The sequence below is a fragment of the Pseudomonas sp. R84 genome, assembly GCF_009834515.1.
GTDB lineage: Bacteria > Pseudomonadota > Gammaproteobacteria > Pseudomonadales > Pseudomonadaceae > Aquipseudomonas.
This window is the reverse complement of record NZ_CP019426.1, coordinates 1,858,112-1,873,097: the sequence shown is the minus strand read 5'-3', so window position 1 is coordinate 1,873,097 and position 14,986 is coordinate 1,858,112. Positions and strand designations below refer to the sequence as shown.

Annotated in this window: 14 protein-coding genes; all 14 read right to left on the bottom strand. The window is 60.1% G+C overall.

Features of this window, described 5'->3' with window-relative positions; translation table 11 throughout:
- Positions 1–3 precede the first annotated feature (3 nt).
- Complete coding sequence (locus PspR84_RS08450; protein ID WP_160056830.1) at positions 4–399, bottom strand: DUF2802 domain-containing protein; 396 nt, start codon at positions 397–399, stop codon at positions 4–6.
- Positions 400–885, bottom strand: a complete 486-nt coding sequence (locus tag PspR84_RS08445) for a chemotaxis protein CheW (RefSeq protein ID WP_007919980.1) — start codon at positions 883–885, stop codon at positions 400–402.
- Between the two features lie 90 nt (positions 886–975).
- Positions 976–1,935 carry a CheW domain-containing protein gene (locus tag PspR84_RS08440; RefSeq protein WP_160056828.1) on the bottom strand — a complete coding sequence of 320 codons (960 nt, stop codon included), beginning with the start codon at positions 1,933–1,935 and terminating at the stop codon, positions 976–978.
- A gap of 116 nt (positions 1,936–2,051) precedes the next feature.
- Complete coding sequence (locus PspR84_RS08435; RefSeq protein WP_008077691.1) at positions 2,052–2,840, bottom strand: ParA family protein; 789 nt, start codon at positions 2,838–2,840, stop codon at positions 2,052–2,054.
- Between the two features lie 43 nt (positions 2,841–2,883).
- Positions 2,884–3,774 carry a flagellar motor protein MotD gene (motD, locus tag PspR84_RS08430; protein ID WP_064390875.1) on the bottom strand — a complete coding sequence of 297 codons (891 nt, stop codon included), beginning with the start codon at positions 3,772–3,774 and terminating at the stop codon, positions 2,884–2,886.
- Positions 3,775–3,786: 12 nt separating this feature from the next.
- Positions 3,787–4,527 (bottom strand): flagellar motor protein, encoded by a 741-nt coding sequence (locus PspR84_RS08425; RefSeq protein ID WP_016987476.1) that lies wholly within the window; start codon positions 4,525–4,527, stop codon positions 3,787–3,789.
- Positions 4,527–5,675 carry a chemotaxis response regulator protein-glutamate methylesterase gene (locus PspR84_RS08420; RefSeq protein ID WP_160056826.1) on the bottom strand — a complete coding sequence of 383 codons (1,149 nt, stop codon included), beginning with the start codon at positions 5,673–5,675 and terminating at the stop codon, positions 4,527–4,529. The genes PspR84_RS08425 and PspR84_RS08420 overlap by 1 nt, the downstream gene beginning before the upstream one ends.
- Before the next feature lie 49 nt (positions 5,676–5,724).
- Positions 5,725–7,995 (bottom strand): chemotaxis protein CheA, encoded by a 2,271-nt coding sequence (locus PspR84_RS08415; RefSeq protein ID WP_160056824.1) that lies wholly within the window; start codon positions 7,993–7,995, stop codon positions 5,725–5,727.
- Between the two features lie 54 nt (positions 7,996–8,049).
- Positions 8,050–8,838, bottom strand: a complete 789-nt coding sequence (locus PspR84_RS08410; protein ID WP_034151516.1) for a protein phosphatase CheZ — start codon at positions 8,836–8,838, stop codon at positions 8,050–8,052.
- A gap of 18 nt (positions 8,839–8,856) precedes the next feature.
- Positions 8,857–9,228, bottom strand: coding sequence for a chemotaxis response regulator CheY (locus PspR84_RS08405; RefSeq protein WP_161986607.1), 372 nt, complete (start codon positions 9,226–9,228; stop codon positions 8,857–8,859).
- A 166-nt stretch (positions 9,229–9,394) separates the two neighbouring features.
- Entirely contained in the window at positions 9,395–10,135 is a 741-nt protein-coding gene (gene fliA / locus PspR84_RS08400) for an RNA polymerase sigma factor FliA (RefSeq protein ID WP_007920004.1), read from the bottom strand.
- Positions 10,132–10,962 carry a flagellar synthesis regulator FleN gene (fleN, locus tag PspR84_RS08395; protein ID WP_003222917.1) on the bottom strand — a complete coding sequence of 277 codons (831 nt, stop codon included), beginning with the start codon at positions 10,960–10,962 and terminating at the stop codon, positions 10,132–10,134. Before fleN ends, fliA begins: the two co-directional genes overlap by 4 nt.
- A gap of 116 nt (positions 10,963–11,078) precedes the next feature.
- Positions 11,079–12,419 (bottom strand): flagellar biosynthesis protein FlhF, encoded by a 1,341-nt coding sequence (gene flhF / locus PspR84_RS08390; protein WP_008077677.1) that lies wholly within the window; start codon positions 12,417–12,419, stop codon positions 11,079–11,081.
- Positions 12,420–12,430: 11 nt separating this feature from the next.
- Positions 12,431–14,560 (bottom strand): flagellar biosynthesis protein FlhA, encoded by a 2,130-nt coding sequence (gene flhA, locus PspR84_RS08385; RefSeq protein ID WP_038363869.1) that lies wholly within the window; start codon positions 14,558–14,560, stop codon positions 12,431–12,433.
- Positions 14,561–14,986 lie beyond the last annotated feature (426 nt).

The following is a 14,986-nucleotide window of genomic DNA, read 5'->3' as shown; positions in this document are numbered from 1 at the left end:
CTCTTAGCTGCCTTTATGTAGTTTGCGCATCAACTCCGCCTCAGCCTGGGTCAACCCGCAGGACTGAGTCAGTTCATCAACGCTCGCACCCATGCCCACCAGTTTCGCCGCTTGGGCGAATGACAGGCTCGATGGATCGCGCTGTTCCAGCTGAACGATTTTGTCCGGCAAAGGGCTGACTACCGCACGCAACTCGTGCAGCGCCTCGCCCATGCGCACATTACCGTTCTGGTAATCGTCGACACGCTTGGCCAGGTCCTTGATGCGCTGATCACGCAGCGCATCGCCCTGAGCCTGTTGCGCAGCAATGACTTTTTGCGCCTTGATGTACGACACAAACATTGCCAGCGTGCCTGCCCAGAAGAGGAACAGGACAATGACCGCAACCTCGAGAATCAATCAGATATTCTCCAGGTCCGACCATTCTTCTTCGCTCATCATCTTGTCCAGCTCGACCAGGATCAGCAACTCGTTGTTCTTGTTGCACACGCCCTGGATGAACTTGGCCGACTCTTCGTTGCCGACGTTCGGCGCCGTCTCGATTTCCGACTGACGCAGGTAAACCACTTCGGCCACGCTGTCGACCATGATGCCAACGACTTGCTTGTCGGCTTCGATGATGACGATACGGGTGTTGTCGCTGATCTCGCCGCTGTTCAGGCCGAAGCGCTGACGGGTGTCGATCACGGTAACCACGTTACCGCGCAGGTTGATGATGCCCAGCACGTAGCTTGGCGCGCCCGGCACCGGAGCGATCTCGGTGTAGCGCAGCACTTCCTGAACGCGCATCACGTTGATGCCGTAGGTTTCGTTGTCCAGTTTGAAGGTAACCCATTGCAGGATCGGATCTTCAGAACCTTTTGCATTCGTCGCCTGACTACTCATACCCTGACCCCTCGAAAAAACCGCGCTGAGCGGTGTGTGTTCTGTGTGGCGGCATTCAACAATGCCGTCGCCTGATTGTTATGTCGGCTGCTATGTCGGTTTATGTAGCGGCTTGTGGCCGCTCAGGTGCTTTGCCCCACCGCTGGCGATCAACTCGGCCAGTGCGGAAACGTCAAGCAATGCACACATGTGCTCAATCACGGTGCCGGCGAGCCATGGCCGCTGACCCCGGTGACTTCTCCATTTGATTTCATTCGGATCCAGACGCAACGAGCGACTGACCTGATGCACCGCCAGGCCCCACTCGTAACCTTGTACCGAAATCACGTACTGCAAGCCCTGACGGAAGTCATCGCGATAGCGATCCGGCATGACCCAGCGCGCGGTATCCAGCACTTTCAGGTTGCCGGCCTGGCTCGGCAGAATCCCGAGGAACCATTCCGGCTGACCGAACAGCGGCGTCAGCTCGTGGCCGGCCAGCGAATAGATCGAGCCAAGGCACACCAGCGGCACTGCCAGGGTCAGACCGGCGACGTCGAACAGCAGGCATTCGAAGGCTTCCGAGGCCCAGGCCGGGCGACCATCGGTTTCCACCGGTGGCGGCGTGTTGTTCGGCGGCAGATGCACTTCGACCAGCGGCGGAACCAGCGTTTGCTCGACGGGTGCGGGTGCAACTGGAGCAGGAGCCGGTTCGACCACGGCCGGTTCCGGCGCGGTTTTCAGCAGTTGGGTTTGCAGCAGCGGTGCCAGTGTCGAGACCGACGCGCGAACCGGCTCGGCCTCTTCGATCAATGCAACCGGTGCTTTGGTCACCGCTGCGGCGGCAGGCGCGGCAACCGGCGCAGCAGGCCGGGCAGCCTTCTGCGCATCACGTGCCTGCTCTTCCAGTACCGCAGCCTGGAACTCGTCCAGCGCCTCGCTGCTTTCCACAACTTCAGGCTGCGCCTCAATGACCGGCGGCAGCTCCTCAGGAATTTCCTGCAGCAAATTATCCAGATAAGACTGCAGCGCCAATTGCGGCTTAGACGTCAACTTCAAAGGCCGATTCATACACAACCCCATGTAGGAGCTGCCGCAGGCTGCGATCTTTTGATCTTTTCAGGAGCGCCACAAGGCAAGATCAAAAGATCGCAGCCTGCGGCAGCTCCTACAAGGTTCAACGTCATTCAAGCCACCTGCGGAACAAGTTGTTGCGCCAACAGGTGCTTGAGCAGCGCGCGATACGCCAGCACGCCACGGCTCTTGCCGTCGAATTGCGAAGGCGTGACGCCGGCTCGGCTGGCGTCGCGCAGACGGGTATCGACCGGGATATAACCCTGCCAGATCTCGTCGGGGAATTTGTCACGCAGCACGCGCAAGGTATGCATCGAGGCCTGGGTACGGCGATCAAACAGGGTCGGCACGATGCTGAACGGCAACGCCTGTTTGCGCGAGCGGTTGATCATCGCCAGGGTGTTGACCATGCGTTCCAGGCCTTTGACGGCCAGGTGTTCGGTCTGCACCGGGATCACCAGTTGCTGGCTCGCCGCAAGGGCGTTGACCATCAGCACGCCGAGCAACGGCGGGCTGTCGATCACCGCGTAATCGAAGTCCTGCCACAGTTGCGCCAGACTCTTGGCGATTACAAGACCGAGGCCACTCTGCCCCGGCGACTGCCGCTCAAGGGTTGCCAGCGCGGTGCTCGACGGCAGCAGGGAAATGCGTTCGTCACTGGTCGACAACAGCAACTGCCCCGGCAGGCCTTGCGGCACGCTGCCCTTGTGTAGAAACAGGTCGTAGTTGCTGTGTTCCAGGCTGTCGGGGTCGTAGCCGAAATAGCTGGTCATCGAGCCGTGCGGGTCGAGATCGACCACAACCACGCGCTTGCCCGCCTCGGCCAGCAACCCGGCTAAAGCGATGGAAGATGTGGTTTTACCGACACCACCCTTTTGATTGGCGACTGCCCAGACTCTCATTCAGTTCGTTCCTCCCGGCCGATATGCTCGACCGAGACATAGCTCAGCGTGTTAATGCGGGTGACGGAGAATTGACGGCACTCTCGCGTCCCGGCGTCTTGACCGGGGTCGGTGCAGTTTGTGTGCCAGCCCGCTTCAATGCAGCGTCCGGTTGCGCATTGGCGGTTCCGGTGCCCGTGAGGCTGCGACGTACATCGAGATTGCGCGAGACCACCAGCACCACCCGGCGGTTTTTTCCCCGGCCTTCAGCGGTAGCGTTGTTGGCCACCGGTTGAAACTCGCCGTAACCCACCGATGCCAATCGGCCAGGGTTCACGCCCTGCATGGCCAGCATGCGCACGATGCTCGCCGAACGCGCCGAGGACAGTTCCCAGTTGGTCGGGTACTGCGCGGTGCGGATTGGCTGATCGTCGGTGAAGCCTTCAACGTGGATCGGGTTGTCGAACGGTTTCAGAATCGCTGCAACCTTGTCGATGATGTTGAACGCAATGTCACTCGGCATGGCGTCGCCGCTGCCGAACAACAGGCTGGAGTTGAGTTCGATCTCGACCCACAGCTCGTTGCCACGCACAGTCATCTGGTTGGAGCTGATCAGGTCACCGAACGCGGCGCTGATGTCATCGGCGATGCTTTTCAGCGGATCGCTGGCACCGGCGATACCGGCATCGATCTGCTCGGCGTCCTTGACCAGCGGCTTGGCCGGAGTCACGGTTTTCGGTCGTTCGTCGCCGATCTGGATCGGTTTGAGCGCGCGGTCGGAGTCTTTGAAGACGCCGACCAGCGCTTCGGAAATTTCCTTGTACTTGCCTTCGTTGATCGACGAAATCGAGTACATGACCACGAAGAACGCGAACAGCAACGTGATGAAGTCAGCGTAGGAAACCAGCCAGCGTTCGTGGTTTACATGCTCTTCCTGGTGGCGACGACGTGCCATGAGGTTATTCCCTTAATCCATGAAGCCTTGCAGCTTCAACTCAATGGAGCGAGGGTTTTCACCTTCGGCGATCGACAGGATCCCTTCCAACAACATTTCGCGATAACGCGACTGCCGCAACGCAATTGACTTCAGCTTGGCAGCGATCGGCAGCAACACCAGGTTGGCACTGGCTACACCGTAGATGGTCGCGACGAACGCCACGGCGATGCCGCTGCCCAGTTGCGTCGGATCCGCGAGGTTGCCCATCACATGGATCAGGCCCATCACCGCACCGATGATGCCGATGGTTGGCGCGTAGCCGCCCATGCTTTCAAAGACTTTTGCCGCCTCAATGTCACGCGCTTCCTGGGTGTAGAAATCCACCTCGAGGATGCTGCGGATCGCTTCCGGCTCGGCACCGTCGACCAGCAGTTGCAGGCCTTTGCGCGAGTAATTGTCGGGTTCGGCATCGGCCACGCCTTCCAGACCCAGCAGGCCTTCCTTGCGTGCGGTGAGGCTCCAGTTGACGACGCGATCAATGCCACCGGCCAGATCGACCCGTGGCGGAAACAGAATCCAGGCAAGGATCTGCATGGCGCGTTTGAACGCGCTCATCGGCGATTGCAGCAGTGCGGCACCGATGGTGCCGCCCAGTACGATCAATGCCGCCGGGCCGTTGGCCAGCGCACCGAGGTGACCACCCTCAAGGTAGTTACCACCGATGATGGCGACGAACGCCATGATGATCCCGATAAGGCTTAAAACATCCATCAGAGACACGCCTCGACAATGTGTTTGCCGATGTCGTCGAGGCTGTACACCGCGTCGGCGAGGTCGGCTTTGACGATGGCCATCGGCATGCCGTAGATCACGCAGCTTGCCTCATCTTGTGCCCAGACCGCGCTGCCGCCCTGCTTGAGCAGACGCGCGCCCTCACGGCCGTCGGCGCCCATGCCGGTCAACACCACCGCCAGAACTTTGTCGCCGTAGGATTTCGCTGCAGAACCGAAAGTGATGTCAACGCAAGGCTTGTAGTTCAGACGCTCGTCGCCCGGGAGGATTTTCACCGCGCCACGGCCGTCGATCATCATTTGCTTGCCACCCGGCGCCAGCAACGCCAGGCCCGGACGCAGGATGTCGCCATCCTCGGCTTCCTTGACGCTGATGCGGCAGAGCTTGTCGAGACGCTCGGCAAACGCCTTGGTGAACGCTGCCGGCATGTGCTGGATCAGCACGATCGGCGCCGGAAAATTCGCCGGCAACTGAGTCAGCACACGTTGCAGGGCCACCGGGCCGCCAGTCGAGGTACCGATGGCAACCAGTTTGTAGGCTTTGCGTTTCGGCGCTGGCGACGAAGCGCTGGCGGCCGGAGCACGGCTTGGAGCAGGAGCAGGTGCATGCACAGGCGCGTGTGCCGGACGTGCCGGTGCGCTGGTGCTGTGGCTGCTGAAGCTGGATGGCGCCGGTGCAGGCGTTGGCGCTGCGGCTGGAGCCGGTGCGCTATAAGCACTGAAACGACGGTTACTGCGCGAGATGCTATGGACCTTCTCGCACAACAGTTGCTTGACCTTCTCCGGGTTACGCGAGATGTCTTCGAAATTCTTCGGCAGGAAATCCACCGCGCCAGCGTCCAGCGCATCCAGGGTGACCCGGGCGCCTTCGTGCGTCAGCGAGGAGAACATCAACACCGGGGTCGGGCAGCGCTGCATGATGTGCCGCACTGCCGTGATGCCGTCCATCATCGGCATCTCGTAGTCCATGGTGATCACGTCCGGCTTGAGTGCCAGGGCCTGATCGATCGCCTCTTTACCGTTGGTGGCGGTGCCGACCACCTGAATGCTCGGATCCGCTGAAAGAATTTCCGAGACGCGGCGGCGGAAAAAACCCGAATCGTCCACCACCAGGACTTTGACTGCCATAAACACTCCATTAGGTGCTGCGGGACGTTGTCGCCCCGCCGCCCCGGATTCAAATACGCCGTGCGGCGTAACGCTTGAGCATGCTTGGAACATCGAGAATCAGCGCGATGCGGCCGTCACCGGTAATGGTGGCGCCGGACATGCCCGGAGTGCCCTGCAGCATTTTGCCCAATGGCTTGATGACCACTTCTTCCTGACCGACCAGTTGATCGACGACGAAGCCGATCCGCTGAGTGCCCACCGAAAGGATCACCACGTGGCCTTCACGCTGCTCTTCGTGAGCGGCGGAGCTGACCAGCCAGCGCTTGAGGTAGAACAATGGCAGCGCCTTGTCCCGCACGATCACCACTTCCTGACCGTCGACGACGTTGGTGGTCGACAGGTCGAGGTGGAAGATCTCGTTGACGTTGACCAACGGGAACGCAAATGCCTGATTGCCGAGCATGACCATCAGGGTTGGCATGATCGCGAGGGTCAGCGGCACCTTGATGACGATCTTCGAGCCCTGGCCCTTGGTCGAGTAGATGTTGATCGAACCGTTGAGCTGGGAAATCTTGGTCTTCACCACGTCCATGCCGACACCACGACCGGAGACGTCGGAGATCTCGGTCTTGGTCGAGAAACCCGGGGCGAAAATCAGGTTGTAGCACTCGGTATCGCTGAGGCGATCGGCCGCGTCCTTGTCCATCACACCGCGTTTTACCGCGATGGCGCGCAGGACGTTCGGGTCCATGCCTTTGCCGTCATCGGAAATCGACAGCAGGATATGGTCGCCTTCCTGTTCGGCCGCGAGCACCACGCGACCGCCACGAGCCTTGCCCGACGCTTCGCGTTCTTCCGGCGACTCGATGCCGTGGTCGACGGCGTTGCGCACCAAGTGGACCAGCGGGTCGGCCAGGGCCTCGACAAGGTTTTTGTCGAGGTCGGTTTCTTCACCCACCAGTTCCAGGTTGATCTCTTTCTTGAGCTGACGCGCGAGGTCACGAACCAGACGCGGGAAGCGCCCGAAGACCTTTTTGATCGGCTGCATCCGCGTTTTCATGACGGCGGTCTGCAAGTCAGCCGTGACCACGTCGAGGTTCGACACGGCCTTTTGCATGGCTTCATCGCCGCTGTTCAGGCCCAGACGCACCAGACGGTTACGCACCAGCACCAGTTCGCCGACCATGTTCATGATTTCGTCGAGACGGGCGGTGTCGACACGCACGGTGGTTTCGGCTTCGCTCGCCGGTTTTTCCGGTGGCGGTGTAGCCGGCGCACGGGCCGGAGCCGGTGCAGCAGCGGCAGCCGGTTTTGGCGCCTCGGCTTTTGGCTCAGGCTTGGCGGCAGGCTTGGGCGCTGCAGCAGCGGCCGGTGCCTTGGCAGCAGGCGTGGCGACGGTCGAAGCACTGCCAGCAGCAGCGGTGCCGACTTCGGAGAACTTGCCTTTGCCGTGCAGTTCGTCGAGCAGCGATTCGAACTCGTGATCGCTGATCAGATCGCTGCCGGCAGCGGCGGCCGCTGGAGCAGCAGGCGCAGGTGCCGAAGCAATCGCCGACTCCAGCGCATCCACGGCAAAGTTGCCCTTGCCATGCAACTGATCGAGCAAGGCTTCGAATTCGTCGTCGGTGATGTCAGAGCTGTCGCCCTTGGCCGGAGCCGCAGGGGCTGCCGCCGCTGGCGCAACCGCGTCCACCGCAAACTGGCCCTTGCCGTGCAGTTGATCGAGCAACGACTCGAACTCGGCATCGGTGATTTCATCGCTCGCGGCTTCAGCGGCCGTTTGCGCAGGGGCAGCAGCGGCCGGGGCTTCGGCTTCAGCCTTGACGGCGTTCAGCGAATCCAGCAGCTGTTCAAATTCGTTATCGGTGATGTCGCCCGACGAGTCGCCTTCGACGACCAGTTCTTCGATCATCTCGGCCACTGGCGAAGCCGGGGCTGCGTCCGCCGATTGCGGTTCGGCCAGACGCGCCAAGGCGGCCAGCAGCTCCGGCGTGGCGGCGGTGATCGGAGCACGCTCACGAACTTCAGTGAACATGCTGTTCACCGCGTCCAGTGCTTCGAGGACAACGTCCATCAGTTCTGCATCAACGCGACGCTCACCCTTACGCAGGATGTCGAACACGTTTTCGGCGATGTGACAGCACTCCACCAGCTCATTGAGCTGAAGGAAGCCGGCGCCCCCTTTTACAGTGTGGAAACCGCGAAAAATTGCGTTGAGCAGATCTGCGTCATCCGGGCGGCTTTCCAGCTCGACCAGTTGTTCGGACAGTTGCTCAAGAATCTCGCCGGCCTCAACCAGGAAATCCTGAAGGATCTCTTCATCGGCGCCGAAGCTCATTAATGGGGTGCTCCTACAGGTCTAAAAACCCAAAAAACCTAAAATTCCAAAACTCTAGAACCCGAGGCTGGATAACAAATCGTCCACATCGTCCTGACCGGACACAACGTCTTCTCGTTTATCGGCATGAATCTGCGGACCTTCACCCTGCGAGAGATGTTTTTGTGGATCTTTTTCTGCAAGCATCGCGGCGCGGTCATGTTCGATGCCCGCAAAGCGGTCCACCTGACTGGCCATGAGCACGAGTTTGAGCAAATTGCTTTCGACTTCGGTGACCAGTTGGGTCACACGCTTGATCACCTGACCGGTCAGGTCCTGGTAATCCTGGGCCAGCAGGATGTCGTTGAGATTGCTCGACACCGCACGGTTGTCCGTGCTGCTGCGTGACAGAAAACCGTCGACCCGGCGCGCCAGTTCACGGAACTCTTCAGCCCCGACCTCGCGACGCATGAAGCGACCCCAATCGGCGCTCAAGGTCTGCGCTTCGTCAGCCAGACCATTGACCACCGGCGTGGCGCTTTCCACCAGATCCATGGTGCGGTTAGCCGCGGCTTCCGTCAGCTTGACCACATAACCCAGGCGTTCGGTGGCGTCGGTGATTTGCGACACTTCCTCGGCCTGCGGCATGTTCGGGTCGATCTGGAAGTTGACGATCGCACTGTGCAATTCACGTGTGAGCTTGCCGACTTCCTGGTACAGGCCACGGTCACGGGTCTGATTGAGCTCATGGATCAGTTGCACAGCGTCGCCGAACCTGCCTTTTTCAAGGCTTTCGACCAGTTCGACCGCGTGTTTTTTCAGGGTCGACTCGAAATCGCCCTGTGAAGATTCGTTATGCTCCATAGCTCCCCCGCGCGTTCATCAGCCGATGCGTTCGAAAATCTTCTCGATTTTGTCTTTCAACGCCTGAGCCGTGAAAGGTTTGACTACGTAGCCGTTTACACCGGCCTGAGCGGCTTCGATGATCTGCTCGCGCTTGGCTTCTGCAGTCACCATCAGCACTGGCAGGTGCTTGAGTTTTTCATCGGCACGCACGTGGCGCAGCAGGTCGATACCGGTCATGCCCGGCATGTTCCAGTCCGTTACCAGAAAGTCGATGCTGCCGCTGTTGAGCACTGGAATGGCAGTCACGCCATCGTCAGCCTCGACGGTGTTGGTGAACCCAAGATCACGCAGCAGGTTCTTGATGATCCGCCGCATCGTTGAGAAGTCATCAACGATGAGGATTTTCATGTCTTTGTTCAATTCGACCTCCAAGCAGTCTTAAACGCGCCCAGCACCTGGACGCGCCACTTCAATCAATCGGCGCAGCACTTGAAGACTGTCTGGAGCACAACAGAGCAAGACCGGTGCCGTTCATCACCGCACCAGCCTCGTTCGCAGTGTCCCCACACTGCCTTCAGCGCGCTCGCCACTCCCCCAAACGCCCCCGCAAACGGGCCGCGCACTGGCTGTGTAACTGGCTGACCCGCGATTCACTGACGCCAAGGACTTCACCGATCTCCTTGAGGTTCAGCTCTTCGTCGTAGTACAGCGCCAACACCAGTCGCTCACGCTCCGGCAAATTGGCAATCGCGTCCGCCAACGCTGCCTGGAAACGTTCATCTTCCAGATCGCGTGACGGCTCAAGATGAGCACTCGCGCCATCCTCGTGCAGCCCTTCGTGTTCGCCGTCCTGCAACAGATCGTCGAAACTGAACAGGCGACTGCCCAAGGTGTCATTCAAAATCCCGTAGTAATCGTCGAGACTCAATTGGAGTTCGGCTGCAACCTCGTGATCTTTAGCGTCACGGCCGGTTTTAGCTTCAATTGAGCGAATTGCGTCGCTGACCATACGGGTATTGCGGTGAACCGAGCGTGGTGCCCAGTCCCCTTTGCGCACTTCGTCGAGCATCGCGCCGCGGATTCGAATGCCCGCGTACGTTTCGAAACTGGCGCCTTTGCTGGCGTCATATTTGGTCGAGACTTCGAGCAGGCCGATCATCCCGGCCTGGATCAGGTCTTCGACCTGCACACTCGCCGGCAACCGTGCCAGCAAGTGGTAGGCAATGCGTTTGACCAGCGGCGCGTAACGCTCGATCAGCTCGTACTGAGCGTCGCGTGCCGACTTCTTGTAGTAGTTCATACCGCTTGCTGTCATAGCACGGGCCCTGCCGTTTGCTGCACGAGGCGCTCGACGAAAAACTCGAGATGGCCACGCGGGTTGGCGGGCAGCGGCCAGGTGTCGACCTTCTGTGCAATGGCCTTGAATGCCAGCGCGCACTTGGAGCGCGGGAAGGCTTCGTAAACGGCACGCTGCTTCTGCACCGCTTTACGCACGCTTTCGTCGTAAGGCACGGCGCCGACGTATTGTAGGGCCACGTCAAGGAACCGATCCGTGACCTTGGTCAACTTGGCGAACAGGTTGCGCCCTTCCTGCGGGCTCTGCGCCATGTTGGCGAGGACGCGGAAGCGGTTCATGCCGTAATCGCGGTTAAGCAGTTTGATCAGTGCGTAGGCGTCAGTGATCGAGGTTGGCTCGTCGCAGACCACCAGCAACACTTCTTGCGCGGCGCGTACGAAACTGACTACCGAGTCACCAATACCCGCAGCGGTGTCGATCACCAGTACGTCGAGATTGTCGCCGATGTCGCTGAACGCCTGAATCAGGCCGGCATGTTGCGCCGGGCTCAGGTGGACCATGCTCTGCGTGCCGGACGCGGCCGGGACGATGCGGATGCCACCGGGGCCTTGCAACAGCACGTCGCGCAATTCGCAACGGCCTTCGATCACGTCGGCCAGTGTGCGTTTAGGGGTCAGACCCAACAAAACGTCGACGTTCGCCAGTCCCAGATCGGCGTCCAGCAGCATGACCCGACGGCCAAGCTCTGCCAGCGCCAGAGACAAGTTCACTGACACGTTAGTCTTGCCGACGCCACCTTTGCCGCCGGTCACCGCGATCACCTGTACGGGATGCATGCTGCCCATGTTATTTCTTTACCTTGTCTTGCATAGACGGAGGCCACATTACTGGCTGCGCGTTCACAACCGGAACAATGCATGGCAGACCATCGATGTAGGTACAAAAACTGTTCATGAATACCTCAGCCTACCTGCTTGGTCGGGCTGTGATAGATATCAGCGAACATGTCAGCCATGGCTTCTTCGCTGGGTTCTTCCTGCATTTGCACGCTGACGGCGCGGCTGACCAGTTGATGACGGCGCGGCAGATGCAAATCATCCGGAATCCGTGGGCCATCGGTCAGGTACGCGACCGGCAATTCATGACTGATCGCCAGGCTCAACACTTCGCCAAGGCTGGCCGTTTCATCCAGTTTAGTCAGGATGCACCCGGCTAGCCCGCAACGCTTGTAACTGTGATAAGCGGCGGTTAGAACCTGTTTCTGGCTGGTGGTTGCCAAGACCAGATAATTTTTTGAACGAATGCCACGCCCGGCCAGGCTTTCCAGCTGCATGCGCAGCGCCGGATCGCTGGCTTGCAGGCCAGCAGTATCGATCAATACCACGCGTTTGCGCAGCAGTGGATCCAGCGCCTGCACCAACGATTGGCCCGGATCGACGTGGGTCACCGGCACATTGAGAATGCGGCCCAGCGTCTTCAGTTGTTCCTGCGCGCCGATGCGGAAACTGTCCATGCTCACCAGCGCGACATTCTGCGCGCCGTATTTCAGCACGTAGCGCGCGGCGAGCTTGGCCAGCGTGGTGGTCTTGCCCATGCCGGCAGGGCCGACCATGGCAATCACACCGCCCTCTTCCAACGGCTCGACTTCCGGTACGGCAATCATCCGCGCCAGGTGCGCGAGCAACATGCGCCAGGCCTGACGCGGCTCTTCGATATCAGTGATCATCGCCAGCAGATCGCGCGACAACGGGCCGGACAGACCGATACGTTGCAGACGACGATACAGATTGGCTTGCGCCGGACGGCTGCCTTGCAGCTGATTCCAGGCCAGAGTGCCGAGCTGAACTTCCATCAGCTCGCGCAGGCTGTTCAATTCGAAACGCATCGAATCCAGGGCACGCGGATCAACGCCGCCGGAAGACTGCGCAGGCGCCGGGGCCGGACGCGCTGGAGCAGCGTAAGTCGGCTCGCTCAGCGGTTCAGCGGCAGTCAGCGGCAGGCCAGCGGTCAACGGCAGCCCTGCGAAGATCTGGCGATTGCTGTTGCCGTCGGCTTCGCCACGCAGGCTCAGTTCGGCCTGGGCGGTGACGATGCGCGACTGAGTCTTGCGCAGCTCGTCTTCGAGTTCCATGTTCGGAACCCGTGGCGCCAGCGCCGACAATTTGTAATCCAGTGCCGCCGTCAGCTCGACACCGCCAGCAATGCGGCGGTTGCCAATGATGGCGGCATCAGCGCCCAGCTCATCACGAACCAGCTTCATGGCCTGACGCATATCGGCGGCAAAGAAACGCTTAACTTGCATAAACCACTACCTCAGCCGTTGGGCCCTACTGTCGCAACGATGGTCACTTGCTTGTTGTCCGGTATTTCCTGGTAGGCCAGCACATGCAATCCAGGGACTGCGAGGCGGCCAAAGCGCGAGAGCATCGCGCGGATCGGGCCGGCTACCAAAAGGATCACCGGCTGACCTTGCATTTCCTGACGCTGCGCCGCTTCGATGAGCGAACGCTGCAGCTTCTCGGCCATGCTTGGCTCCAGCAGAACGCCCTCTTCCGAGCCTTGTCCTGCCTTCTGCAGACTATTGAGCAATATTTGTTCCAACCTTGGTTCCAAGGTGATCACAGGCAGCTCCGACTCAGTGCCTACAATGCTTTGGACGATGGCGCGGGATACGCCGACCCGTACAGCGGCCACCAACGCGGCGGTATCTTGACTCTTCGCGGCGTTGTTGGCGATGGCTTCGGCAATGCTGCGGATATCGCGCACCGGCACGTGTTCGGCGAGCAGCGCTTGCAGCACCTTGAGCAACTGCGACAACGTGACCACGCCCGGCACCAGCTCTTCTGCCAGTTTCGGCGAGCTCTTGGCCAGCAATTGCATGAGTTGCTGCACTTCTTCGTGGCCGATCAGCTCGCTGGAGTGCTTGTATAGAATCTGGTTCAAGTGAGTCGCGACCACGGTGCTGGCGTCCACCACCGTGTAACCGAGGGATTGTGCCTGCGCACGCTGGCTGATTTCGATCCACACCGCCTCCAGGCCGAAAGCCGGATCTTTGGCGTTGATACCGTTGAGTGTGCCGTAGACCTGGCCCGGGTTGATCGCCAGTTCGCGATCCGGGTAGATCTCGGCTTCGGCGAGAATCACGCCCATCAGGGTCAGGCGATAGGCGCTTGGCGCCAGATCGAGGTTGTCGCGAATGTGCACAGTCGGCATCAGGAAGCCCAGATCCTGCGAGAGCTTCTTGCGCACGCCCTTGATCCGCGCCAGCAATTGCCCGCCTTGATTGCGGTCCACCAGCGGAATCAGGCGATAGCCGACTTCCAGGCCGATCATGTCGATGGGCGTCACATCGTCCCAGCCGAGCTCTTTGGTTTCCATGGCGCGGGCCGGCGACGGCAGCAGTTCCTGCTGGCGCTTGACCTCTTCCAACGCTACGACCTTGGCCACATTCTGTTTTTTCCAGAACAGGTACGCGCCGCCAGCGGCCAGCGCGGCCATGCTCAGGAACGAGAAGTGCGGCATGCCCGGCACCAAGCCCATGACCGCCATCAGACCGGCCGCCACCGCCAGCGCTTTCGGCGAGGCGAACATCTGGCGATTGATCTGCTTGCCCATGTCTTCCGAACCGGAAGCACGGGTCACCATGATCGCTGCTGCTGTCGATAACAACAGTGATGGCAATTGCGCCACTAAACCGTCACCGATGGTCAGCAAGGCGTAAACCCGACCGGCATCGCCGAACGTCATGCCATGCTGGAAGATACCCACGGCCATGCCGCCGATCAGGTTGATGAACAGAATCAGCAGGCCCGCGATGGCGTCACCACGGACGAACTTGCTGGCACCGTCCATCGAACCGTAGAACTCAGCCTCTTGGGCGACTTCCTGACGGCGCATCTTGGCTTGGTTCTGGTCGATCAGACCGGCGTTGAGGTCGGCGTCGATCGCCATTTGTTTGCCGGGCATCGCATCGAGGGTGAAACGCGCGCTCACCTCGGAAATCCGCCCGGCCCCCTTGGTCACCACGACGAAGTTGATGATCATCAAAATCGCGAAGACCACGATACCGACCACGTAGTTACCGCCGATCACCACCTCACCGAAGGCCTGAATCACCTTACCGGCAGCGGCGTGGCCGTCCTGACCGTGGAGCATGACCACCCGCGTCGAGGCCACGTTCAACGCCAGCCGCAGCAACGTCGCGACCAGCAGAATCGTCGGGAACACGGCGAAATCCAGCGGTCGCAGCGCATACACGCAGACCAGCAGGACGACAATCGACAAGGCAATGTTGAAGGTGAAGAACACGTCGAGCAGGAACGGCGGCACCGGCAACATCATCATCGCCAGCATCACCAGCAGCAACAACGGCACGCCCAGATTGCCTCGACTGAGGTCGGCAACATTCGTGCGAGCAGTGTTGAATAACTGAGAGCGATCCACCGGTTTTCCCCGTTCCTTTAAAGCAAACTTTTGACGCCCAGAGCGGGCTCACGGCGGGTACTGCAAGAAGCTTTCCAACTTTTGCCAATGAGTGAAACAGAGGGGTTTTGACCGTGAGTTTTCTGCTGACCGGGACGGCCCCTTCGCGAGCAGGCTCGCTCCCACAGGGGAATGCATTCCAAATTGGGAATGTGATGCAACCAAAGGAGGGATTGGAATGCATTCTAAATGTGGGAGCGAGCCTGCTCGCGAAGAGGCCCTTATGTCCGGCACAAATTTTTCGATTTAAACGACGCTGTTTAGCAGAAAATCGTTCCCGTACTATGCGTGGGAACGATCCACAGTGATGGCTCCAGAACGGCTTGCCCCGCCCGGAAAGCCGCTGAAAGCGGTGATCGCCGCCACTTTCAGCCATGACGCCTATCT